Source organism: Vogesella aquatica, from assembly GCF_028548455.1.
GTDB classification, from domain to species: Bacteria; Pseudomonadota; Gammaproteobacteria; order Burkholderiales; family Chromobacteriaceae; genus Vogesella; species Vogesella aquatica.
This window is the reverse complement of sequence record NZ_JAQQLF010000010.1, coordinates 12,816-31,762: the sequence shown is the minus strand read 5'-3', so window position 1 is coordinate 31,762 and position 18,947 is coordinate 12,816. Positions and strand designations below refer to the sequence as shown.

At 62.3% G+C, this 18,947-nt stretch carries 23 protein-coding genes; 3 read left to right on the top strand and 20 right to left on the bottom strand.

All coding sequences use genetic code 11. The features are described 5' to 3' along the window. Positions 1–26 precede the first annotated feature (26 nt). The 3 genes from PQU95_RS09260 to PQU95_RS09250 form a co-directional block, all read right to left on the bottom strand. Entirely contained in the window at positions 27–584 is a 558-nt protein-coding gene (locus tag PQU95_RS09260; RefSeq protein WP_272751722.1) for a Clp protease N-terminal domain-containing protein, read from the bottom strand. Further along, the gene (locus PQU95_RS09255; protein ID WP_272751721.1) at positions 584–799 is read right to left on the bottom strand and encodes a helix-turn-helix domain-containing protein; all 216 of its coding nucleotides are present in this window, start codon (positions 797–799) and stop codon (positions 584–586) included. The genes PQU95_RS09260 and PQU95_RS09255 overlap by 1 nt, the downstream gene beginning before the upstream one ends. 637 nt (positions 800–1,436) lie before the next feature. Further along, positions 1,437–1,916 (bottom strand): glutathione peroxidase, encoded by a 480-nt coding sequence (locus PQU95_RS09250; RefSeq protein WP_272751720.1) that lies wholly within the window; start codon positions 1,914–1,916, stop codon positions 1,437–1,439. A gap of 53 nt (positions 1,917–1,969) precedes the next feature. Here PQU95_RS09250 and PQU95_RS09245 point away from each other — a divergent pair, with 53 nt between their 5' ends. Then, entirely contained in the window at positions 1,970–2,446 is a 477-nt protein-coding gene (locus PQU95_RS09245) for a DUF1841 family protein (protein WP_272751719.1), read from the top strand. A gap of 78 nt (positions 2,447–2,524) precedes the next feature. Here PQU95_RS09245 and PQU95_RS09240 read toward each other — a convergent pair whose 3' ends face one another. The 11 genes from PQU95_RS09240 to PQU95_RS09190 all read right to left on the bottom strand — a co-directional run bounded on the left by PQU95_RS09240 (position 2,525) and on the right by PQU95_RS09190 (position 12,111). Continuing rightward, positions 2,525–3,436, bottom strand: coding sequence for a MerR family transcriptional regulator (locus PQU95_RS09240; RefSeq protein ID WP_272751718.1), 912 nt, complete (start codon positions 3,434–3,436; stop codon positions 2,525–2,527). A gap of 46 nt (positions 3,437–3,482) precedes the next feature. Next, positions 3,483–3,896, bottom strand: a complete 414-nt coding sequence (locus tag PQU95_RS09235; protein WP_272751717.1) for a nuclear transport factor 2 family protein — start codon at positions 3,894–3,896, stop codon at positions 3,483–3,485. Continuing rightward, on the bottom strand, positions 3,893–4,666 hold the full coding sequence (locus PQU95_RS09230) for an SDR family NAD(P)-dependent oxidoreductase (RefSeq protein WP_272751716.1): 774 nt from the start codon (positions 4,664–4,666) through the stop codon (positions 3,893–3,895). The genes PQU95_RS09235 and PQU95_RS09230 overlap by 4 nt, the downstream gene beginning before the upstream one ends. Continuing rightward, positions 4,663–5,208, bottom strand: a complete 546-nt coding sequence (locus tag PQU95_RS09225) for a DUF3833 domain-containing protein (protein WP_272751715.1) — start codon at positions 5,206–5,208, stop codon at positions 4,663–4,665. The genes PQU95_RS09230 and PQU95_RS09225 overlap by 4 nt, the downstream gene beginning before the upstream one ends. Then, on the bottom strand, positions 5,205–6,437 hold the full coding sequence (locus PQU95_RS09220; protein ID WP_272751714.1) for an MFS transporter: 1,233 nt from the start codon (positions 6,435–6,437) through the stop codon (positions 5,205–5,207). The genes PQU95_RS09225 and PQU95_RS09220 overlap by 4 nt, the downstream gene beginning before the upstream one ends. Continuing rightward, complete coding sequence (locus PQU95_RS09215) at positions 6,434–6,946, bottom strand: chalcone isomerase family protein (RefSeq protein ID WP_272751713.1); 513 nt, start codon at positions 6,944–6,946, stop codon at positions 6,434–6,436. The genes PQU95_RS09220 and PQU95_RS09215 overlap by 4 nt, the downstream gene beginning before the upstream one ends. Then, positions 6,939–8,159, bottom strand: coding sequence for an SAM-dependent methyltransferase (locus PQU95_RS09210; protein WP_272751712.1), 1,221 nt, complete (start codon positions 8,157–8,159; stop codon positions 6,939–6,941). The genes PQU95_RS09215 and PQU95_RS09210 overlap by 8 nt, the downstream gene beginning before the upstream one ends. Next, entirely contained in the window at positions 8,159–8,917 is a 759-nt protein-coding gene (locus PQU95_RS09205) for a DUF1365 domain-containing protein (protein ID WP_272751711.1), read from the bottom strand. The genes PQU95_RS09210 and PQU95_RS09205 overlap by 1 nt, the downstream gene beginning before the upstream one ends. Next, positions 8,914–10,224 (bottom strand): NAD(P)/FAD-dependent oxidoreductase, encoded by a 1,311-nt coding sequence (locus PQU95_RS09200; protein WP_272751710.1) that lies wholly within the window; start codon positions 10,222–10,224, stop codon positions 8,914–8,916. The genes PQU95_RS09205 and PQU95_RS09200 overlap by 4 nt, the downstream gene beginning before the upstream one ends. Positions 10,225–10,373: 149 nt before the next feature. Further along, positions 10,374–11,327 (bottom strand): D-2-hydroxyacid dehydrogenase, encoded by a 954-nt coding sequence (locus tag PQU95_RS09195; protein ID WP_272751709.1) that lies wholly within the window; start codon positions 11,325–11,327, stop codon positions 10,374–10,376. Positions 11,328–11,334: 7 nt separating this feature from the next. Further along, positions 11,335–12,111 carry a DUF2189 domain-containing protein gene (locus PQU95_RS09190; protein WP_272751708.1) on the bottom strand — a complete coding sequence of 259 codons (777 nt, stop codon included), beginning with the start codon at positions 12,109–12,111 and terminating at the stop codon, positions 11,335–11,337. Between the two features lie 146 nt (positions 12,112–12,257). Between PQU95_RS09190 and PQU95_RS09185 the strand changes: the two genes are divergently transcribed. Further along, on the top strand, positions 12,258–12,584 hold the full coding sequence (locus PQU95_RS09185) for an FKBP-type peptidyl-prolyl cis-trans isomerase (RefSeq protein WP_272751707.1): 327 nt from the start codon (positions 12,258–12,260) through the stop codon (positions 12,582–12,584). 66 nt (positions 12,585–12,650) lie between these two features. Here PQU95_RS09185 and PQU95_RS09180 read toward each other — a convergent pair whose 3' ends face one another. The 3 genes from PQU95_RS09180 to PQU95_RS09170 all read right to left on the bottom strand — a co-directional run bounded on the left by PQU95_RS09180 (position 12,651) and on the right by PQU95_RS09170 (position 15,202). Then, complete coding sequence (locus PQU95_RS09180) at positions 12,651–13,271, bottom strand: DedA family protein (RefSeq protein WP_272751706.1); 621 nt, start codon at positions 13,269–13,271, stop codon at positions 12,651–12,653. A 330-nt stretch (positions 13,272–13,601) separates the two neighbouring features. Then, positions 13,602–13,847 carry a hypothetical protein gene (locus PQU95_RS09175; protein ID WP_227302640.1) on the bottom strand — a complete coding sequence of 82 codons (246 nt, stop codon included), beginning with the start codon at positions 13,845–13,847 and terminating at the stop codon, positions 13,602–13,604. 233 nt (positions 13,848–14,080) lie between these two features. After that, the gene (locus PQU95_RS09170; protein WP_272751705.1) at positions 14,081–15,202 is read right to left on the bottom strand and encodes a ribosomal protein uL16 3-hydroxylase; all 1,122 of its coding nucleotides are present in this window, start codon (positions 15,200–15,202) and stop codon (positions 14,081–14,083) included. A 140-nt stretch (positions 15,203–15,342) separates the two neighbouring features. Between PQU95_RS09170 and PQU95_RS09165 the strand changes: the two genes are divergently transcribed. Further along, the gene (locus PQU95_RS09165; protein ID WP_017510244.1) at positions 15,343–15,822 is read left to right on the top strand and encodes an FKBP-type peptidyl-prolyl cis-trans isomerase; all 480 of its coding nucleotides are present in this window, start codon (positions 15,343–15,345) and stop codon (positions 15,820–15,822) included. Between the two features lie 65 nt (positions 15,823–15,887). Here the strand turns inward: PQU95_RS09165 and PQU95_RS09160 are convergent, their stop codons facing one another. From PQU95_RS09160 to mgtE, 3 genes are read right to left on the bottom strand one after another with little or no spacing between them, the layout of a single operon-like run. Continuing rightward, a complete protein-coding gene (locus PQU95_RS09160) occupies positions 15,888–16,601 on the bottom strand; it encodes a phosphatase PAP2 family protein (RefSeq protein ID WP_272751704.1) in 714 nt (237 codons plus the stop codon). An 8-nt stretch (positions 16,602–16,609) separates the two neighbouring features. Continuing rightward, a complete protein-coding gene (prmC, locus tag PQU95_RS09155; RefSeq protein ID WP_272751703.1) occupies positions 16,610–17,425 on the bottom strand; it encodes a peptide chain release factor N(5)-glutamine methyltransferase in 816 nt (271 codons plus the stop codon). Between the two features lie 3 nt (positions 17,426–17,428). Next, a complete protein-coding gene (gene mgtE, locus PQU95_RS09150) occupies positions 17,429–18,871 on the bottom strand; it encodes a magnesium transporter (protein WP_272751702.1) in 1,443 nt (480 codons plus the stop codon). Positions 18,872–18,947 lie beyond the last annotated feature (76 nt).

Below are 18,947 nucleotides of genomic sequence, written 5' to 3'. Positions count from 1 at the left end.
AAGCCCCTTGATAGTGCAGCATGGACTTATAGGCGTGTCCGATACGCAAGAATTTCCGCCTTTGCTGCCTCGTTGAGCTTTTCTGGGTCAATACCCATCGCACGGAAGGCACGTGCGGCTACACCATATTGCGCAGACAGGGCTGCCAAGAGTACGTGGGCACTCAGCAGCGGGGCCGTCGAGTCGGCTTTATGTTCTTTCTTCATTATCTCGCGCGTCAATGTCTGCATTAATGCTTGAGCAGACGGTTGGGCTTTATAAAGACCATCGCCAGTCGGTATCGCTGTGGGCTGATCAGCAATGTCATTCACACAAGATAAGGACACTCCCACACTGTGCAATGCATCCTTGTATTGCTTGGCGATGGCTGCAGGAAAGCAGTCCGGGTTGGCATGTAGCCGCAGAAGTGCCTTACGGGCAGTGCCATCAGGCAACGCCAAGGCTGACAGAACAAAATGCTCGGCACCCGGCTTCATTTGACCATCGGCATTGCCAAATTTTTCGGCGGCCAAACAAAGTGCTTTGATTGTGTTCATATCACGAAAACGCTGCCTGATGGTTTTAAACATAAGAATGCCTTTCATCAATCAGTTTTGGAGTGAACGTTTGCCAAGCGCTTATGTGCAGCCTGTTTGGAGACACCAAGTGCCTCGGCAATTTGCGACCAGGACCACCCCTGTTCAAGCGCAGCCATGACAGCACGATGTTCAAGTTTATCGGCCAGTAGTCGCAGTGCGACAACAGCGGCCAAAGCTTCGGCAGGCTCTTCAGCAGGGGGAAGAGATTTGAGGTCTATCATGCGTCAACATTAGTTGACGATCCTCATCGTGTCAACCCGTGTTGACGAATGTGCCGGGCTAAATGCCAAAGCCAAAAGCCAGCGGTACAGGAACAAGAGATCATTGCAGAGTTTGCATGGGGTATAGGCAACTGGCGTTTTCCAATGCCGGGTGGAAAGCGATACGCCGGGTGGTTCCCCGCGCAAGCCCGACACCGCCGCAGCGGTAAGCTTATCCGGCCGGCACTGCGGGGTGCTCGCCTTGTGGGGCACTGCTTGGTCAAACCGTACTGGCAGGGATCGCCCTGCTGCGGCCGGTTTTTTCACGCATGCCACCACCTGACATGCGCCGATGCAGCAAAAATGGCGTTAACCGGCCCCAATGACAGTGCCGCCCCCAAGTGGGCGGCAAGAATCCACCATGCCAGGCATGTCGCAAAGAAATAGGATGCAGGGCCCCATAGAACGAGCCCCCCCACCGGTAGCACCTTTTGCCTAGATGCAGACCAGCTTGGCGATAGCAGACAGCTCTGGATGCTGCAATCACCAGCGTCCGCCAGTACGGCTGTACGCTATGCCCATAGCGGCGCCGCTCTGCGCGTCGGGTCAACATTAGGCACCACAAGCTAGCGGTCTTTCTCTGATCCAGCGCTACCGGCTAGCCACCCAGCAGCGCCTCGATATCCGGCAGCAGTTCGTGCGGCTCGGCGGCGGGCTCGTAGCGTTTGACCAGCCGGCCTTTGCGGTCGATCAGGAACTTGGTGAAGTTCCACTTTACCGGGTGCGGGTGGCCGCTTTCCACACCGGTAAGCCATTGCCACAGCAGGCTGGCGGCGGGGCCGTTGACGTCGCCCTTGGCAAACAGCGGGAAGCTTACGCCAAAGCGTGTCTCGCAAAAGGTAGCGATGTCGTCTGCGCTGCCCGGCTCCTGGCCACCAAACTGGTTGCACGGGAAAGCCAGTACGGTAAAGCCGCGCGCCCCCAGGGCGGCCTGCAGTTCCTGCAGGCCCTGGTACTGGCGGGTATAGCCGCATTCGCTGGCGGTATTCACCACCAGCACCACCTGGCCCAGGTAATCGGCCAGGGGCTGCGGGCGGCCATCGGCCAGGTTGGCCGCAAAGCTGGCAAGCGTGGTCATGGTGCGTGTGTCTCCGTATAATGCTGATTTCCCGAACAAATCAGTCAACAATCATGTTTGCACCCAGCCGGCAGGATGCCCGCCGTTTCTTTTTTGATACCTGGCAAAAACAGCAAGCCGGCCACCCGCTCAGCGACCTGGAAAAGCTGCTCGCCAGTGTGATTGCCGCCCACCCCGAGTACCACGCCATCCTTAGCCGCCCCGAGCAGTACGGCGAGCGCGAATGGCTGCCGGAGCAAGGCGAAACCAACCCCTTCATGCACATGAGCATGCACCTGGCGGTGGAAGAACAGCTGTCCATCGACCAGCCGTTTGGCATTCGCACCCTATACCAGCAGCTGCTGGCCAAAACCGGCAGCGAACACGACGCGCAACACGAAGTAATCGACTGCCTGGGCGAGATGATCTGGCAGGCGCAGCGCTACGGCGGCGGGCCGGATGTCAACGTGTACCTGTCCTGTATTCGCGGCAAGCTGGGCCAAGACCCGGAAGACGAACGCCGCCTGAACCTGAAAGACATGGACGACTGAGCCGGATTGTCTGGCGTAAAACAAAGGGACCGCACGCCGGTCCCTTTGTTATGGTCAAGCCGCTACGGTTTTGCAAACCTAGCCGGCAGGCCGGGCGCGCCACTGCGCTACCAGCTCGTCCAGCTGGCCGGGTTCCTGCAGATGGATAACACCCTGCGGCAGCTGGCGCAGGCCGCGACAGCCCTTGCCCCCCAGCCACAGCTGTGTCGCGGCAGGTAATAGTGCACGCAGCTGTTCGGCCACAGCCTGCACACTGCCCTCGTACGCACCGGAGAACGACAGCACCACAATATCCACCTGATGCTTTTCTGCGGCAAATGCCACGTCCTGCAGCGGCATCTGCGCGCCGAAGGCGATGGCGTCGCAACCGGCCAGGCGTAGCAGCGCCTCCACCATCAGCAGACCCAGCACATGCAGCTCGCCCGGTGGCGTGGTCAGCATCACGCGGGGCGACATGGCGCCGGCCGGAATGGCCGCCAGGGTTTCCCGCATCACCCGGCTGACCGCCTCGGAGTACAAGTGTTCTTCGGCAATCTGCAGCTCGCCGCGCATCCACGCATCGCCCACCAGCTGGTTGGCCTCGGGCAAAAAGTCGCAGGCAAAGCGGCGCAGCCCCAGCTCCAGCATGCGGTGGCGCAGGTAGGCACGCGTGGCTTGCGCATCGTGGCTTTGTAGCGCTGCCACCAGGCCCTGGCATACGTCGGACACCTGGCGCTGCGGGGTGTGCTCGGTGGTGAGCGCCTGCAGCTGGGCATCGCTCATGGCCATCAGCTTGCCGGGGCGAAACCCCAGGTCGAGCAGGCGGCGAATCAGCTTTAGCCGCGCCAGGTCGGCCTGCGAGTACAAGCGGTCGCCGGCGGCATCGCGCGCGGGCTGCGGAAAGCCGTAGCGGCGCTCCCACATGCGCAGCAGGTCTTTGGGGATGCCGGTTTCGCGCTCGATGGCGGCAATCGGCAGGCCAGTGGCGTCGTTTTCGGGCAGTTCGTTCATGATTTGTACAGGGCCGCAAGCGACAAGACATTAACAAAGGCAGGCATTATGCCACGCGCCGTTTCAGACAGCGCAGCAGCCCGCCCAGCAGCGGCAGCTTTTCGTACAGGCCTTCGGCGGCGTCCCAGTAGTCGCGGTGGTCCACAATACGGCCGTCGCTGCCCAGTACAAACAGGGTACCGCCGTGGATGCACTGCGGCTTGCCCAGCATGGCAAAGGTGAAATCCCAGGTGACAAAGGCCTTGTCACCCTGTGCGATGACCTCGCCAATCACGAAGCGTGGCTCGGCCAGGCTACGGAACATGCGTGCGTACAGCGCCTTGATCTGCGAGCGCCCCTTGATGACGTTAAAGGGGTCGCGAAAGCTGGCGCCGTCGGCGTATACCGCGTCGATTTCGTCCAGCGTGGCGGGGGAAAGGGTTGCAAACCAGTCCAGATGGCGGGCAAGTGCGGGGTTCATAGTCCGGTTACCTTGTGTGCAAGCCAGAAATACAGGCGGTAGGGCAGGTGTGCGGCCAACTTCAGCGCACGCGTAAAACGCTTGGGAAAATGGATGTCAAATTCGCCGCGCGCCAGGCCACGCAAGATGGCGTCGGCGGCTTGCTGCGGGCTGATCAGCGCGGGCATGGCAAAGTCGTTTTGTGCGGTAAGCCGCGTAGTGACAAAACCGGGGTTCACCACGTACACGCCCACGCCGTGCGGGTGCAGGTCCAGATACAGCGTTTGCGCCAGGTGGTTTAGCGCCGCCTTGGTAGCACCGTATACCAGGCCATTGCTCATGCCGGCCCAGCCGGCCACGCTGGCTACCAGCACCAGCCCGCCGCCCTGCTGCGCCATCAGCTGCGGTACGTTGGCCGCCACACCGTACAGGCTGGCCAGCAGGTTGACATTCACCATGCGCTGCGCGGCTTCCGGTGTCAGCTCCCAGGCGCGCAGCGGGGTGTAATCGCCCGCCAGCATCACCACCAGGTCGATGCGCCCCCAGCTGGCGAGCAGGCTGTCGCGTACGCGCTGCCAGTCTTCCGGCACGGTGGCATCCATCGCGTGTACCTGCATGCGCTCTTGCCCGGCCGCTACGGCGTGCAGCGCGGCTTCGGTACGGCCGGACAGCGCCACGTGTGCGCCCTGCTGCTGCAGCGCCTGCGCCAGCGCCGCACCTATGCCATGGCCGGCGCCCACCAGCCACACGCGCTGGCCGTGCCAATCACGCAGCTTGGGGTTCAGGCTCACGGCTGCGCCCCTTTGCGAAAGAACAGCGTGACCTCGCCCAGCTTGATGCCCCATTTGCTCATCACCGAGCGGTTCAGCACCGTGCGCTCGTCCAGCTGGTACATCCAGTCGTCGAAGCGTACCTCGTACACGGTGCCGTCTACCGGCAGGCGCAGGGTGTAATCCCAGAACAGGGCGAAGCCTTCGGTGCGGCCGCTGGCCTGGCCGACCACGTCATCCGCCGTGCCGGTGTAGCGGCCGTCGGGCAGCTTTTTCAGCGTCCAGATGCGGCGCTGCTTTTCGCCGTCGTCGTAGCTAAAGTGCTCGTCCAGCACGCCGGTATCGCCCTGCCAGCTGGCGTTCATCTGCACGGTAAAGCGGCGGATGACTTTGCCGCTGCGGTCCTGAAAGGTGCCTTGCGCCGTCACCGGGCCGTCAAAGTAGCTTTTCAGGTCAAAGGTTGGCCGCGTACCGCGGTAGTCGTCGATACTGGCGGTACTGCAGCCACCCAGTGCCAATGCCGCCATCGCGGCCACCAGCCAAGCCCATCGTTTCCACATCATGCTGCTCCTTGCATGGGCGGCCGGTATCGCAAGCACCCCCACGCCATCAATTTGAAAAGTGCCGGCAAGGCCGCGTACACCCACATCAGGCCACCGGCCGCCTGGCCGGGCACATAGCCCGCCCACTGCGCCAGCGGCAGTGCCACCCCGGCAGCCACGGCCAGCGCCAGCTTGTTGAGCATGGACACGGCACCGAATACCGCCCCACCGGCCTGCTGTACGCGGGCGCCCAGCACGTCGGCCACCAGCGCGCTGGCAAAGGCCAGATCTGCGCCCAGCGCCACGCCGGTCAGCACGCACACCAGCGTAAAACCGGCACTATCCCCGGCGGCCAACAACGGCACCGGCATGAAGCCCAGCAGCGCCAGCGCCATGCCGGCCCGCCAGGCGCGCACCTTGCCGATACGGTCGGCCAGCCACACCCACGCGGGGAGCGACGCGCCCGCCGCCACAAAGTAGGCCAGCAAAAATACGCCGGTCTGCGCGCTGGCCTGCAGCACGTCGGCCACGTAAAAATTCAGCAAGGTCGCCGGTATGGCCATGGCCACCGCATTCAGCAGCAGCACCACACCAGCGGCGCGCAACGCGCCGTCACGCCACCAGGCTGGCCCGGCTTGTGCGGCCACCTCGGCTGCGGCAGGTGCCGGTAGCCGCGGCGCCCAGACTGCGGCCAACCCTGCCAGCAGTACCAAGGCCAGCAGCACCCAGACAAAGCGCTGCATGGCCGCCATCTCGCCCATGCTGCCGGCCCACCATGCCGGCAGTGCTGCCGCCAGCAGCACACCCGCCAGCCCCCAGCCCTCGCGCCAGGCAGCTACCCGCGCCCGGCCGGCCGGCGTGGGCCACAGCGCGGCGCCGTAGCGCAGCAGAGCGATGGTGAGCCAACCGTGCGCCAGGTATACCAGCAGCAGCGCACCAGACAGCTGCAGCCACAGCGGCCAGCCCGGCTGCGGCCACAGCAGCCAGGCAAAGCCCGCTACGGCAGCGGCTGCGGCCAACCCAGCCGCCAGACGCAGCGCGCTACGCCCCAGGCGGTCTTGCCACTGCCCCAGCAGCGGGTCCAGCACGGTGTCCAGCAGCCGCGTCACAAACAGCAGCAAGCCCAGGCTGGATAGCGCCATGCCAAAGTCGCGGGCGTACAGCGCCGGCAAATGCAGGTACACCGGCAAGGCCAGCATGGCGAGCGGCATGGCCGCCAGGCCGGCCAGCGCCAGCTGCAGGGGCGTCATCCGCGGCCGTTCAGCAGCTGCTCGCGCAGCGCCGGCGCACGCGAGGCCGGGTCTAACCAGATGCGGAAAAACATGCGCGCCAGCAGCGGGTCGTCCACCGTGCGCGTGTGGCGGCCGTTGTGCCAGAAGCGCAGGCTGTTGCCATCGAATGCACCGACAATTTCGTCGCCCTGCTGTACGTCGGGGATGGCTGCAGCCAAGGTATCGCGCCAGCTGGTGCGGCGGTTTTCCGGCAGGCCGTAGCGCTGCATTTCTTCCAGGCTGATATCGACGATCTTGGCCGACGGAATATCGCGGGCGTAGCGCAACGACAGCGCAAACGGCCGCGCCCAGTCAAACGCCTGGCCCTGCTGGGTATACAGCGTAGCGTCGTACAGCTTGAAACCGAACCAGCGCAAATTGCCCTGCCCTAAGGGGCGCAGGTTTGCGAGCTCTGCAGGCAGGGCCATGACGACCTCCGTTACCATCAAGCCGGCGAGCAAGGCGCCGGTAGCCACCCATCTAGACATGACGCGTCATCTCCAGCTGGCATACATCGGTGCGCCCGGCGTCAAAGCCGGCAATGCAGTAGTAGAAGTAAAACTGCCACAGCCGCACAAAGGCCTCGTCAAACCCTTGGGCGCGCACGCGCAGCTGTACAGCGTCGAAGTCTGCCAGCCAGCGGCGCAGCGTTTCGGCGTAGTCGGCACCAAAGGTGTAGCGCTCGCCCAGGCGCAGGCCGGCATTGGCAATGTGCTGCTCCAGCTGGCCGGGCGAGGGCAGCATGCCGCCAGGAAAGATGAACTGCTGGATAAAATCGGTGCTGCTGCGGTAGCGCGCAAAATACTCGTCGCCAATGGTAATCACCTGTACCACCGCCTTGCCGCCCGGCTTGAGCCGCGCGCGCAGGGTGGCAAAGTAGGACGGCCACCAGCGCTCGCCTACCGCTTCCAGCATTTCGATGGACACGATATGGTCGAACTCGCCGTCAATATCGCGGTAGTCCTGCAGGCGCAGGTCGGCCTGCTGTGCCATGCCCGCTGCGGCCAACCTTTGCTGCGCCCAGGCCAGCTGCTCGGTAGACAGCGTCACGCCGGTAACGTGTACACCACGGGTGCGGATGGCGTATTCGGCAAAGCCGCCCCAGCCACAGCCGATTTCCAGAATACGCTGCCCTGGCCGGGCGTCCAGCCGCTGCAGGATGCGCTCGTACTTGGCCCACTGCGCCGACTCCAGGCTCTGGCGGTAGTTACCGTCAAACACTGCCGACGAATAGCTCATGCTGGGGTCCAGCCACAGCTTGTAAAACTCGTTGCCCAGGTCGTAGTGGGCGTGGATATTGCGCCGGCTGCCCTTGCGCGTATTGGCACGGGTCAGGTGGCGCAGCAGGTAGCCCACCTTGCCCAGCCAGCTACCGTGGATGGCCTGCTCGACCGCCGCCTCGTTCTGCAGCGCCAGGCGCATTAGTGCTACCCAGTCCGGCGAGCTGGCCTGGCCATCGCGCCAGGCTTCGGCCAGGCCAATGTCACCAGCCAGCGCAATGCGGCGCAGGGCGCGCCAGTCGTGAATGTGCAGGGTGGCGTCCAGGCCCGCGTGGCGGCCACTGTACAGCTGCTGGCTGCCGTCCGGGCCCACCAGCAATAGCTGGCCGTACAGCAGCCGGCTCAGGCCAGCCAGTAGCGGGCGGGCGTACCATGGCGCGCGCAGCGCCTGCGGGTTCAGGGAAGGGCTCAGGGTCGTCATCACACACTCCGGGAATCGGTAGGCGGCGTGGCGGGCACGCCTTGTTTGCCAAAAAAGGGAACACGTTTGCGCCATAGCTGCAGCGCCTGCCAGTGGATGCGCGCCCACACGGCAAAGGTGAGCGTGGCGCAGCCCAGCACCAGCTGCCATACCGTGGCGGCACCCGGCGGCTGCGGCCAACCTTGCTGGGTGGCGACAAAGTCGGTGTTGTCGCCGTCGCGGCTATAGGCAATGCGTACGCTGAAGCGCCCATCGGCCTGGCGGGCAAAGCGAAAGCGGTAGCTGCCTTCCACCTGGAAAAACGGCGACACGTGCAGCGCTTTGGGCGCGGCAAAGCTGTCGCGCGCCTGCATCGGGCGCCAGTCCGGGTGGTGTACGCAGTAGTCGTGGTGCTGGCCAAAGGTATTGCTGACCTCCACCCATACCGCCCGCAGCGCGGCGGCGCGGTCGAACACCAGGTAAAAGCTCACCGGGTTGAAGGCGTAGCCCAGCACGCTTGGCAGGGTGTGCAGCTCGATGCGGCTGGCGTCGTGAAAACCGGCTGCGGCCAACCTTTGCGTGAGCCACGGCCACAGCGCGCTACCGTCACGCGGGCCGTGGCGTCGGCGTAGCCAGCACACGCCAGGCGCCAGCCGGTGTGCCGGCACATCGCCATCGGGCAGGCTCACCGCGACCCAGCTGTGGCGGTAGGCAAAATGGTGCCGTGCGGGCTGGCGGCGGCCGTGCCATACCCGCCCGGCGTACAGCTGCACGCTCATGTTGCGGCACCGGCCAGCTGCGGCAGCGGCGCATGCGCGGCCACCGGCTGGCTGATGTCCCACGGCACGGTAGCTCCCAACCCCTGGGCCACGGCCATGCCGGCCTTGAGGCCGTCTTCATGAAAACCGTAGCCGGCCCACGCACCGGCAAACCAGGTACGCTGGCGCCCCTGGATCTGCGCCAGCGCCTGCTGTGCGGCAATGGCGTCACGGTCGAATACCGGGTGGGCGTAGTCGAACTCGGCCAGCACGCCCTGCGGCTGGCGGTAAGGGTTCAGCGTGACGATAACGGGTTGCTGGAACGGCAACTGCTGCAGCGTGTTAAGCAGATAGCTCACCATCACCGGCGTATCGCTCTCCCCTGCCCTGCCAACGCGGTAATTCCACGCTGCCCAGGCTTGCTGGCGCTGGGGCAGGAAGCTGGCGTCGGTGTGCAGCACGGCGCGGTTAGGCTGGTAGCGCAGCCGCGACAGTACGCTGCTTTCCGCCGGGCTGGCATCGGCTAGCAAGGCCAGCGCCTGGTCGCTATGGCAGGCCAGCACCAGGTGGTCGAAGCGCTCCTCGCCGTGGCGGCTATGCACGGTCACGCCGTGGGCATCGCGCAGTACACGCTGCACCGGGCTATCCAGCCGCAGGCCGGGCAGGTCTTGCAGCATGCGCTGTACGTAGACACGCGAGCCGCCTTGCACGGTTTTCCACTGCGGCCGGTCCAGCACCTGCATCAGGCCGTGGTTCAGACAGAAATCAAAGAAAGTGGCAGCGGGAAAGGCCGCCATATCGCGGGTGGAGCTGGACCAGATGGCTGCACCCATCGGCAGCAGGTACCAGTCGCGCAGCGCTTGGCCGTAGCCGTGGCGGTTCAGCAGCTGGCCCAGGGTGTCGCCGGTGACGCGCGCCTCGTCACGCAAGGCCGGGGCCTGGCGGTGCAGGCGCAGAATGTCGCGCAGCATATGCCAGAACGCCGGGCGCAGCAGGTTGCGCTTCTGGGCAAACAGGGTAAACAAGTCGCTGCCGGCCCACTCGAGCTTTTCCTGGTCCAGCGCTACCGAAAACGTCATTTCGGTGTGATGCACCGGTACGCCAAGCAGGGCGAACAGACGAATCAGGTTGGGATAGGTGCGGTCGTTGTGCACCAGAAAACCGGTATCCACCGGGGCAGTCACGCCATCCAGCGTCACGTCCACCGTGTTGCTATGGCCACCGGCGTAGTGACCCGCCTCAAACAGGGTAACTTCATGGCCGCTACGGGCCAGTAACCAAGCTGCCGACAGGCCTGCGATGCCCGCTCCCGCTACTGCAATGTGCATGCTGACTTCCTTGTGTCTGGTGCTACCGACAGGCAACACCGGATAACTGTGGTTTTGTTTATGCTTTGTACTGTACAAAATTGATTAGTTCAATAAAAAAACCCGCTTTGCGGGTTTTTTGTCGATACCGGGTCAACAGGCTTTGCTGCTTAGCCCAGCCTGTTCTGGCGCTGGCCTTGCTGCCAGGCTGCAATATTGGCCACCAGCTGTGCGGCCAACCTGCCCATCGCCTCGCGGCTAGCCCAGCCCACGTGCGGCGTAACAATCAGGTGCGGCAGGCGCGCTTTCAGCAAGGGGTTGCCTTCGCGCGGCGGCTCTACCGACAACACATCGAAACCGGCACCACCGATCTGGCCGTACTTCAAGGCGGCCACCAGCGCGTCTTCGTCTACCAGGCCGCCGCGGGCGGTATTCACCAGGATGGCGCCCGGCTTCATCGCCATCAGCTCGGGCTGGGCGATCAGGTTGCGCGTGCTGTCATTCAGCGGGCAATGCAGGGAAATCACGTCGGAGGTGGCCAGCAAGGTGTCGAACGACACATAGCCATCGCGCACCACGCCCGCGCCCTTGCGCTCGCCAAACTGAACCTGCATGCCAAAAGCCCGCGCGCGGCTGGCCATGGCCTGGCCAATGCCGCCACTACCGAAGATACCCAGCGTCGCGCCCTGCAAATCGCGAATGGGCGCGCCAAAATGGCAGAACTGCGGCGCGTTCTGCCACACACCGGCCGCCACATCCCGCTGGTAGGCCGGCAGGTTGCGCATCAGCGCCATCATCAGCATGAAAGCGTGCTCGGCTACCGTGTCGTCACCGTAATGCCGGATATTGGCCACCGCCACGCCTTGGCGACGGCAGGCGTCGATATCGATGTGGTTGTAGCCGGTGGCCGCAATTGCCAGCATTTTCAGCTGCGGCAGCGCTGTCAGGGTAGCGGCGTCGAACGGTACTTTATTGGTGATGACCACGTCGGCGCCGGCGCAACGGGCGACGATATCGTCGCGGCCACTGGCGGCATACTCGACATAGTGATGAGCAAACGGAAAAGCCGGCAGCGGCACAGGCAGGCTGTCACGGTCCAGAAACACAATACGCAAGGGGGTCATGGCGGGTTCAGCATTCGTAGGAAATAAGGGCACGGTAGGCATGCCAGCTGGACAAGCCCAGCAGCGGCGCCACCAGCAACAGCCCGACAAACTGGCTGGCCAAGCCTATCGCAACAAGTGCCACGATCATAGCGGCCCATACCACCATCGTCACCCCGTTGCGGCCAACCACTTGCAGGCTGGCTTGCATGGCGGTGATCACGTCTATTTCCTTGTCCAGCAACATGGCGCAAGTGCAAATGCTCAGCGACAGCACTAACAGCACAAACAGCAGCGACATGCCCACCCAGCTCAATGACAGCAGCAGGTTATCACCCTGCAGCAAGCCCGGCAGCAGGGCATCCAGCCGGGGCAGCCGCCCTTGGTCGAACAGGGCAAACAACAGCATCGAGCAGGCGCCCCAGGCGCAAGACAGCAGTGCCATCACACAGCCATACAGCGCCAAAGCACCAGGGTTGGCGCGCCAGGCCAGCGCGCTATGCAGCAGCATCACGCGGCCACCGTTAAATGCCTGCTGCTGCCTGGCGATATCGTAAAGCCCTGCGGCCAGAAACGGCCCCAATAGCCAGCAGGCACAGCCCAGCGCCAGTGCCAGTTCCGGAAAATACTGCAATAGATACGCCAGACCATAGGCCATCAGCACATACACCGCACCGTATAACAAGGCATCGGCAGGCGTACGCTGCAAATCACGCCACCCCAGTTTCAGCCAGCGAAAAGGGGCAGCCAGGCCCTGGCGCTGCACCACGATATGCTGCTGCGTAGCCAGACAAAGTAAGGTCATCGCCCTGCCCCCTTTAGCGCTTGTGTCAGTTAACCGATATTTTTTTATAAGACACTGATTGGCATATACAAAAGCAGTCGCCCACAGCCCGCACCATGGCTGATAGAATACGCCCCCTGATCAATGCGGTAACGAAGGGCATCACAATGGCAGAACTGATCATCGAAGATCTGGTGACAGGCGAAGGTAAAGAAGCAGTCGCAGGCGAAGAAGTCACCGTGCACTACACCGGCTGGCTGACTGACGGCACCAAATTCGACTCCAGCAAAGACCGTTTCCAGCCGTTCAGCTTCCCGCTGGGCGAAGGCTACGTGATCAAGGGCTGGGATCAGGGTGTACTGGGCATGAAGGTGGGCGGCAAACGCAAGCTGACCATTCCGTCCGACCTGGGCTACGGCGCGCGCGGCGCTGGCGGCGTTATCCCGCCGCATGCCACCCTTGTATTCGAAGTCGAGCTGCTGCAGGTAGGCTAAGCCTGTCCGCCATGAAAAACGCCCCGCAGCATTAGCGCGGGGCGTTTTTCATTGAAGCGGCCAACATCAGGCATCCGCCTTCACCGCCAGGCGCTTCTTGCGCCAGTACAGTACACCCAGCACCACCCCGGCCACCGCCAGGGCGATAAGAATACCGGCTTGGCCACGATGCACCATATGCATCAGCCATTCGCGGTTACGTGCGCCGAAGTAGCCCAGATACACCCACACCGGCACCGAGATCAGCGCGGCAAAACCGTCCATCATCACAAAACGCCAGTAAGGAATACGCCGGGTCAGGCCGGCAGTAAGGAAGATGGGCGAGCGCAGGCCTGGCAGAAAACGGGCAACAAACAGCACCCAGTTACCGTAGCGGGCAAACTTTTCCTGGGTAGCGGCAAAACGCTCGGGCGTCATGATCTTGGCTACCGGGCGAAAGCGCAGCACCCTCTCGCCGTACAAACGGCCCGCGGCAAACATGATGCCATCGCCAGCCAGCACCCCTGCCATACCCACCGCGAACATCCAGTGCACATCGGTATAGCCCAGGCCGGAAATAATGCCACCGGCTACCAAGGTAATGTCCTCAGGAATCGGCACGCCAAAACCACAGACCAACAGCACGATGAATACGGCAAAGTAGCCATACCCGGTAAAGAAGTCGAGAAGGAGTTGCAGGATGTCCATGTCTGCCCGAGGTGCGGAGAAAGATAAGCGAGCCACTTCGACCGTTACCCGGCGCAGCGGTTCAAAACGGCAGCCATCATATCACAGCCCCTGCAGACGGCTTGTGAGCAACATCGCGGCCAGCCACATCCTGGAGAAAGCAGCAGCATCCCGCAGCCGCAACAGACACGGACCGGCAAAATCCATTTTGTATGAAACCATGCCAATACAGTGTAGTGGCAACACCGCAGATACCAGCTAAAGGCAAGACGGGAAACGCAGAAGACAAAAACGACAGGCAAGAAAAAACCGGCCCGAGGGCCGGTTTTCATGTAAACACGTAAAACGTGATTACTGAGCAGCGGAAGCAGCCGGTGCGGAAGCGTCAGCAGCCGGTGCGGAAGCGTCAGCAGCAGGAGCGGAAGCTTCAACAGCAGGAGCGGAAGCTTCAACAGCAGGAGCGGAAGCTTCAACTGGAGCTTCTTCTTTTTTACCGCAAGCGGACAGAGCAACGGCCAGCAGGGCAGCAACGATGAGCGACTGTTTCATTTGTGTATTACCTTTGAAAGTAAGTGTTGAACAAGACGTCTGGTTCACTACTCTCTCTCAAAAAAAATTCCAGACAGAGAAAGCAGTGTAGATACTGTCAGTGCGCAAATTCTAGCACGAATAAAATTGTTGGGAAGGGGGTAAACGCTAATTTATTGCGGATATTTGCATGACCCATGCTGCATCGCAACATATTTCCAATGCCAAACCCCGTGCTTTCGATAAAAAATCTTCGTTTGCGATCACTTACCTTGCCTCATTCATGCTTCAACAGCATGGCCCTAAGCGGCAATATGCCACCATCCCGATAGATAACCCTCGAACAACAAAGGCAACATACTGTCTGACAATCCGGCAGACTCCAGTTGACGGGCGTTGGCCAAGTGCTGCCATGCGGCCAGCTGCTCCGGTTCGCATTCCAACAGCTGTCCGTTGCAGTACAGCATGTCATTAACATAAAGAATCTGGCTCTTCAAATCCAGAACAATGCCATGCGCCTTGGCCTGCTCGGCAAATGTTTCTTCGTCCAGCTCGTCCTCGGCACCCTCATAAAACACATGCGGCTTGGGTTCGGTAAGGTAGTGCCCCAAAAAGTCGGCCACCACTTTTTTATCCCAGCTGATCTGCTGCAGCATCTGGCTGACCTGCTCTACCATCGCATCGCTGATCTGCGCCGGTGCTGCCTGTTGCTGCAGGTCAGGATCCGCGTAACGGCCTTGCACGCAAACACGGTCTTGCAGGTACACCAGGAACTCGGTGGCAATTTCCTGCGCCGAGGGGGCGCGAAAACCGATGGAGTACGTCATGCCCGGCTCCAGTGCCACGCCGTAGTGTGCGCACTTGGGCGGCAGGTACAGCATGTCGCCGTGTTCCAGGATGAATTCCTCTTCTACCTGGAAGTCTTTCAGCACCTTGATAGGGGTATCCTCGATAAATGACTCATCCTGTTGCGACGAAATCTGCCAGCGCTTGCGGCCACCCACTTGCAGCAAGAACACGTCATAAGAATCGAAGTGCGGGCCAACCGTACCGCCTGGTGGCGCGTAGCTGATCATCAGGTCATCCAGCCGTGCATACGGCATGAAATCGAAACGCCATAAAATGTCGGCAATATGCGGCAGGTGGTGATTGACGTTCTGTACCAGGATGGTCCAGTCGGTTTCCGGCAGGCGGCGCAGGCGGCCGGCACGGAACGGGCCGCGCTCCAGGTGCCATTTGCCCTGCTTGTATTCGATCAGGCGGGATTCCACGTCTTCGTCGGCGGCCAGCTTGGCCAGCCAGGCGTAGTCCACATGCTCGCCAACATCTTTCAGGGCGCCACGGATGAGCAAGGGCTTCTTGTGCCAGTACTCTTTTAAAAAGGTCTCGGCGGTCATGCCGCCCAGCAGTTCGATTGGTTTCATGGCAGATTCTCGTTACGCATTCAGGCAATGGTTTACAATACGGGGATATCTGTTTTGCGCCGGATTTTGCTGCAACCCAAGGCTTGCCGGCCTGCGATGCATCAAGATTCCCTTTCTTTTCTCTACGACGGTACCGCCTCATGCAAATCGTTAAAAACTCGGTCGTAACCATTCACTACGAAATGTACGACGCCGACAACACCCTGCTCGACAAAACTGAAGAGCCAATTGCTTACCTGCATGGCGGCTACGACGGCATTTTCCCGCTGGTGGAAGAAGCACTGCACGGCAAGGCCGTGGGTGAATCCATCACCGTAACCCTGACCCCGGACGACGCCTTTGGCGAACCGGAAGAAGAGCTGGTGCGCGTAGAGCCGCTGGACGTACTGCCGGAAGAAGTTGAAGTCGGCATGATGTTCGAAGCAGACGACCCGGAAACCGGCGACGTGATCCTGTTCCGCGTCACCGACGTAGCCGACGGCAAAGCCGTACTGGACGGCAACCACCCACTGGCTGGCCTGACCATCCGCTTCCAGGCTACCGTGGCAGAAGTTCGCCCGGCTACCCCGGACGAAATTACCCACGGCCACGCCCATGGCGAACACGGTCACCATCACTAAGCCATTGCAAATGGCAGGCTGATGACAAAACGGGGCGCACGCCCCGTTTTTTGCGCCCAGTATTTTCAGCGGGCCGCCACTTTTCCCCGCAGCGCTACCACACCGATAGCCAGTGTGATCAGGTTATACAGCACATACGCCTCGTTCGGCCTGCCCTGCCCCAGCTTCCATACCGTCACCGCCAGCAACACCAGCACCAAGGCTTTCACTGCCGGCAGCAGCAGGGCTGTTGGCGCGGCACTTTTGCCTACCCGCCCCGCCACATGCGCCAGGGTAAAACCGCAAGCCGCCCCGGCCAGCACATCCAGCGGCCAGTGCACGCCAATCGCCAGCCGCGACAGGCACACCAGTGCGGCCAACAGTGCCAGGCCAAGCTGGGTAGGCAGCGAGCGGCGCGGCATCAGAGCACCGGCCAACACCGCCACGGCAATGGCATGGCCGGAAGGAAACGAGTGGTTGCCCGGTAATACATCCAGCAAATTAACCGTGCCCGCAGGCAGTACCAGCGGCGGGCGCAGCACATCAAAGCCGGCTTTCAAGGCGATACTGGCCAAGACACCCGCCGAGCCCAGCACCAGCATGCGCGGCAACAAGGCCGGCTGCCTTGCGGCCAACAGCAGCAGCACGCCGATCACCAGCGTCCATTCGCCCGCCATGCTCAGCAGCCGCCACACCGCACCTGGCAGCACGGCCAAGGCATGGTGCAGCGTGATGAACAACGCCTGGTTCACCCCGGTCAGCCACACCAGCAGCGCCAGTACACCAAATACCAAGGCCATGACCCTGCTCATGGCTTGCAACCTAGCGTGACACGGTCCAGCCCCGCCAGGTCCGGCAGCGTGTGTACCTGCTGCAAGCCGGCTTGTTCGAACAGCTCGCGGCACGCCGGGCCCTGGTCGTAACCATGCTCCACCATCAGCCAGCCGCCTGCGGCCAACCTGGCCGGCGCCCCTGCGGCGATAGCGCGCAGGCAGTCCAGGCCATCGTTACCATCGGTCAGCGCCATGCGTGGCTCGAAACGCACGTCGCCTTCGCCCAGATGATGATCGGCGGCATCGATATACGGCGGGTTGCTGACAATCAGTTCATATTGCGCAGCCGCAGGCAGCGGGGCAAACCAGCTGCCGTGATGAAACGCCACGCTCGCCCCCAGCGCCTCGGCATTACCGCGCGCCATGGCCAATGCGTCCGGCGACAGATCTACCGCTGCTACCTGCCAGGCGGGGGCTTCCAGCGCCAGCGTCACCGCGATGGCTCCACTGCCGGTGCCCAGGTCTGCCACACGGGCAGCCGTCTTGCGGCCAACCTTGTCCAGTGCAGCCTCTACCAGATGCTCGGTTTCCGGGCGCGGAATCAGTACTGCCGGGCTCACGGCAAAGCGGCGGCCATAAAACTCGCGCTCGCCCAGCAAATAGGCTACCGGCTCGCCGGCCTGGCGGCGCTGGGCCAGCAGGCTAAACGCTTGCCACTGCGCATCCGGCAGCGGCTCGGGGCCTGCCGACACCATGGCGCTGTGGCTCAGGCCGCTGACCTGCGCCAGCAGCAGGCGGGCTTCCAGCCGTGGCAAGTCAAAATGGCGTAATGCTTCGTTTAGCGTAGGCATGGTTTACAGCAAGAAAAGGCTGGCGAGGCCAAGGAAGATGAAGAAGCCGCCCGAGTCGGTACACGCGGTAATCAGTACGCTGCTGCCCACTGCCGGGTCTTTGCCGAAGCGCTCCATCATGGTAGGAATCAGCACCCCCATGGACGCCGCCAGCATCAGGTTCAGCGTGGTGGCGGCCAACATCACCAGGCCCAGCGCGAAATTGCCGTACAGCATCCAGGCCAGCACGCCCAGCGCCCCGCCCCACACCACGCCATTAATCACCGACACCCCCAGCTCTTTGCGCCACAGGCGATTGGCCTGCCCGGGCTGCAGCTGACCCATTGCCAGTGCGCGCACAATCATGGTGATGGTCTGGTTGCCGGAGTTACCGCCAATCCCCGCCACAATCGGCATCAGTGCGGCCAAGGCGACCAGCTTTTCGATACTGCCCTCAAAGGCACCAATGACGCGGCTGGCGACAAAGGCGGTACACAGGTTGATGGCCAGCCAGGCCCAGCGGTTTTTCACCGAATCGATCACCGGGGCAAACAGGTCTTCCTCTTCTTTCAGGCCGGCCAGGTTCAGCGCCTCGGTTTCCGATTCCTCGCGGATCAAATCCACCATCTCGTCTACCGTCAGGCGGCCAATCAGCACACCATGCTCGTCCAGCACCGGAGCCGTTACCAGGTCATAGCGCTCGAAAGCCAGCGCAGCGTCGGCCGCATCTTCTTCCGGGCGGAAGCTCACCACCTCGGTGGCCATCACCTCTGCTACCAGCGCGTCGGTGTCAGACACCAGCAGCTTGCGCACCGGCAGCACGCCCTTGAGCACACCGTCTTCGTCGGTAACGAAGATCTTGTCGGTCTGGCTGGGCAGCTCGTCAAAGCGGCGCAGATAGCGCAATACCACCTCGCAGCTGACATCGGCGCGAATCTTTACCAGCTCGAAGTCCATCAGGGCACCCACCTGGTGCTCTTCGTACGACAGTACCGACTGCAGTTGCTGGCGTTCTTCTTCGTCCAGGCCGCCCATTACCTCGTACACCACCTGGCGCGGCAAGTCGGCGGCCAGGTCGGCCAGCTCGTCGGCGTCCAGCTGCTCGGCGGCGGCCACCAGCTCGTGCTGCTCCATCGACTCGATCAGCGATTCGCGTACCGCGTCGGATACCTCCAGCAGGATGTCGCCTTCGTCGTCGCTATGCACCAGATTCCACACCAGCAGGCGGTCTTCCAGTGGCAGGGCTTCCAGAATGTAGGCGATATCCGCCGGGTGCAGTGCTTCGAGCTTGTGCTCCAGCTCGGCCAGGTTTTGTTTGTGAACGAGCGATTCCACCAGGTCATGGCGCGGCATGTCCTGGCGATGCACAAGGTCCTCTACCAGACGATGGCGCTCGATAAGGCGCTGTACCTGGGTAAGGCTGTCCTGCAGACGATCGGTGGGTTGTTTCTTGTCGACAACCGTCATGCACGTCTCCTTCCGCCTTTGGCGGGAATGACGCTGCATCCGGCAAAAAGGCGGGGCTAGTAGTGAGCCGTAATGG

What these genes read in the sequence shown, in the direction of transcription:
- PQU95_RS09260 (WP_272751722.1), bottom strand. Translation starts at nt 584, where the DNA reads ATGAAAGGCATTCTTATGTTTAAAACCATCAGGCAGCGTTTTCGTGAT.
- PQU95_RS09255 (WP_272751721.1), bottom strand. Translation starts at nt 799, where the DNA reads ATGATAGACCTCAAATCTCTTCCCCCTGCTGAAGAGCCTGCCGAAGCT.
- PQU95_RS09250 (WP_272751720.1), bottom strand. Translation starts at nt 1,916, where the DNA reads ATGACCACGCTTGCCAGCTTTGCGGCCAACCTGGCCGATGGCCGCCCG.
- PQU95_RS09245 (WP_272751719.1), top strand. Translation starts at nt 1,970, where the DNA reads ATGTTTGCACCCAGCCGGCAGGATGCCCGCCGTTTCTTTTTTGATACC.
- PQU95_RS09240 (WP_272751718.1), bottom strand. Translation starts at nt 3,436, where the DNA reads ATGAACGAACTGCCCGAAAACGACGCCACTGGCCTGCCGATTGCCGCC.
- PQU95_RS09235 (WP_272751717.1), bottom strand. Translation starts at nt 3,896, where the DNA reads ATGAACCCCGCACTTGCCCGCCATCTGGACTGGTTTGCAACCCTTTCC.
- PQU95_RS09225 (WP_272751715.1), bottom strand. Translation starts at nt 5,208, where the DNA reads ATGATGTGGAAACGATGGGCTTGGCTGGTGGCCGCGATGGCGGCATTG.
- PQU95_RS09220 (WP_272751714.1), bottom strand. Translation starts at nt 6,437, where the DNA reads ATGACGCCCCTGCAGCTGGCGCTGGCCGGCCTGGCGGCCATGCCGCTC.
- PQU95_RS09215 (WP_272751713.1), bottom strand. Translation starts at nt 6,946, where the DNA reads ATGTCTAGATGGGTGGCTACCGGCGCCTTGCTCGCCGGCTTGATGGTA.
- PQU95_RS09210 (WP_272751712.1), bottom strand. Translation starts at nt 8,159, where the DNA reads ATGACGACCCTGAGCCCTTCCCTGAACCCGCAGGCGCTGCGCGCGCCA.
- PQU95_RS09205 (WP_272751711.1), bottom strand. Translation starts at nt 8,917, where the DNA reads ATGAGCGTGCAGCTGTACGCCGGGCGGGTATGGCACGGCCGCCGCCAG.
- PQU95_RS09200 (WP_272751710.1), bottom strand. Translation starts at nt 10,224, where the DNA reads ATGCACATTGCAGTAGCGGGAGCGGGCATCGCAGGCCTGTCGGCAGCT.
- PQU95_RS09195 (WP_272751709.1), bottom strand. Translation starts at nt 11,327, where the DNA reads ATGACCCCCTTGCGTATTGTGTTTCTGGACCGTGACAGCCTGCCTGTG.
- PQU95_RS09190 (WP_272751708.1), bottom strand. Translation starts at nt 12,111, where the DNA reads ATGACCTTACTTTGTCTGGCTACGCAGCAGCATATCGTGGTGCAGCGC.
- PQU95_RS09185 (WP_272751707.1), top strand. Translation starts at nt 12,258, where the DNA reads ATGGCAGAACTGATCATCGAAGATCTGGTGACAGGCGAAGGTAAAGAA.
- PQU95_RS09180 (WP_272751706.1), bottom strand. Translation starts at nt 13,271, where the DNA reads ATGGACATCCTGCAACTCCTTCTCGACTTCTTTACCGGGTATGGCTAC.
- PQU95_RS09170 (WP_272751705.1), bottom strand. Translation starts at nt 15,202, where the DNA reads ATGAAACCAATCGAACTGCTGGGCGGCATGACCGCCGAGACCTTTTTA.
- PQU95_RS09165 (WP_017510244.1), top strand. Translation starts at nt 15,343, where the DNA reads ATGCAAATCGTTAAAAACTCGGTCGTAACCATTCACTACGAAATGTAC.
- PQU95_RS09160 (WP_272751704.1), bottom strand. Translation starts at nt 16,601, where the DNA reads ATGGCCTTGGTATTTGGTGTACTGGCGCTGCTGGTGTGGCTGACCGGG.
- prmC (WP_272751703.1), bottom strand. Translation starts at nt 17,425, where the DNA reads ATGCCTACGCTAAACGAAGCATTACGCCATTTTGACTTGCCACGGCTG.
- mgtE (WP_272751702.1), bottom strand. Translation starts at nt 18,871, where the DNA reads ATGACGGTTGTCGACAAGAAACAACCCACCGATCGTCTGCAGGACAGC.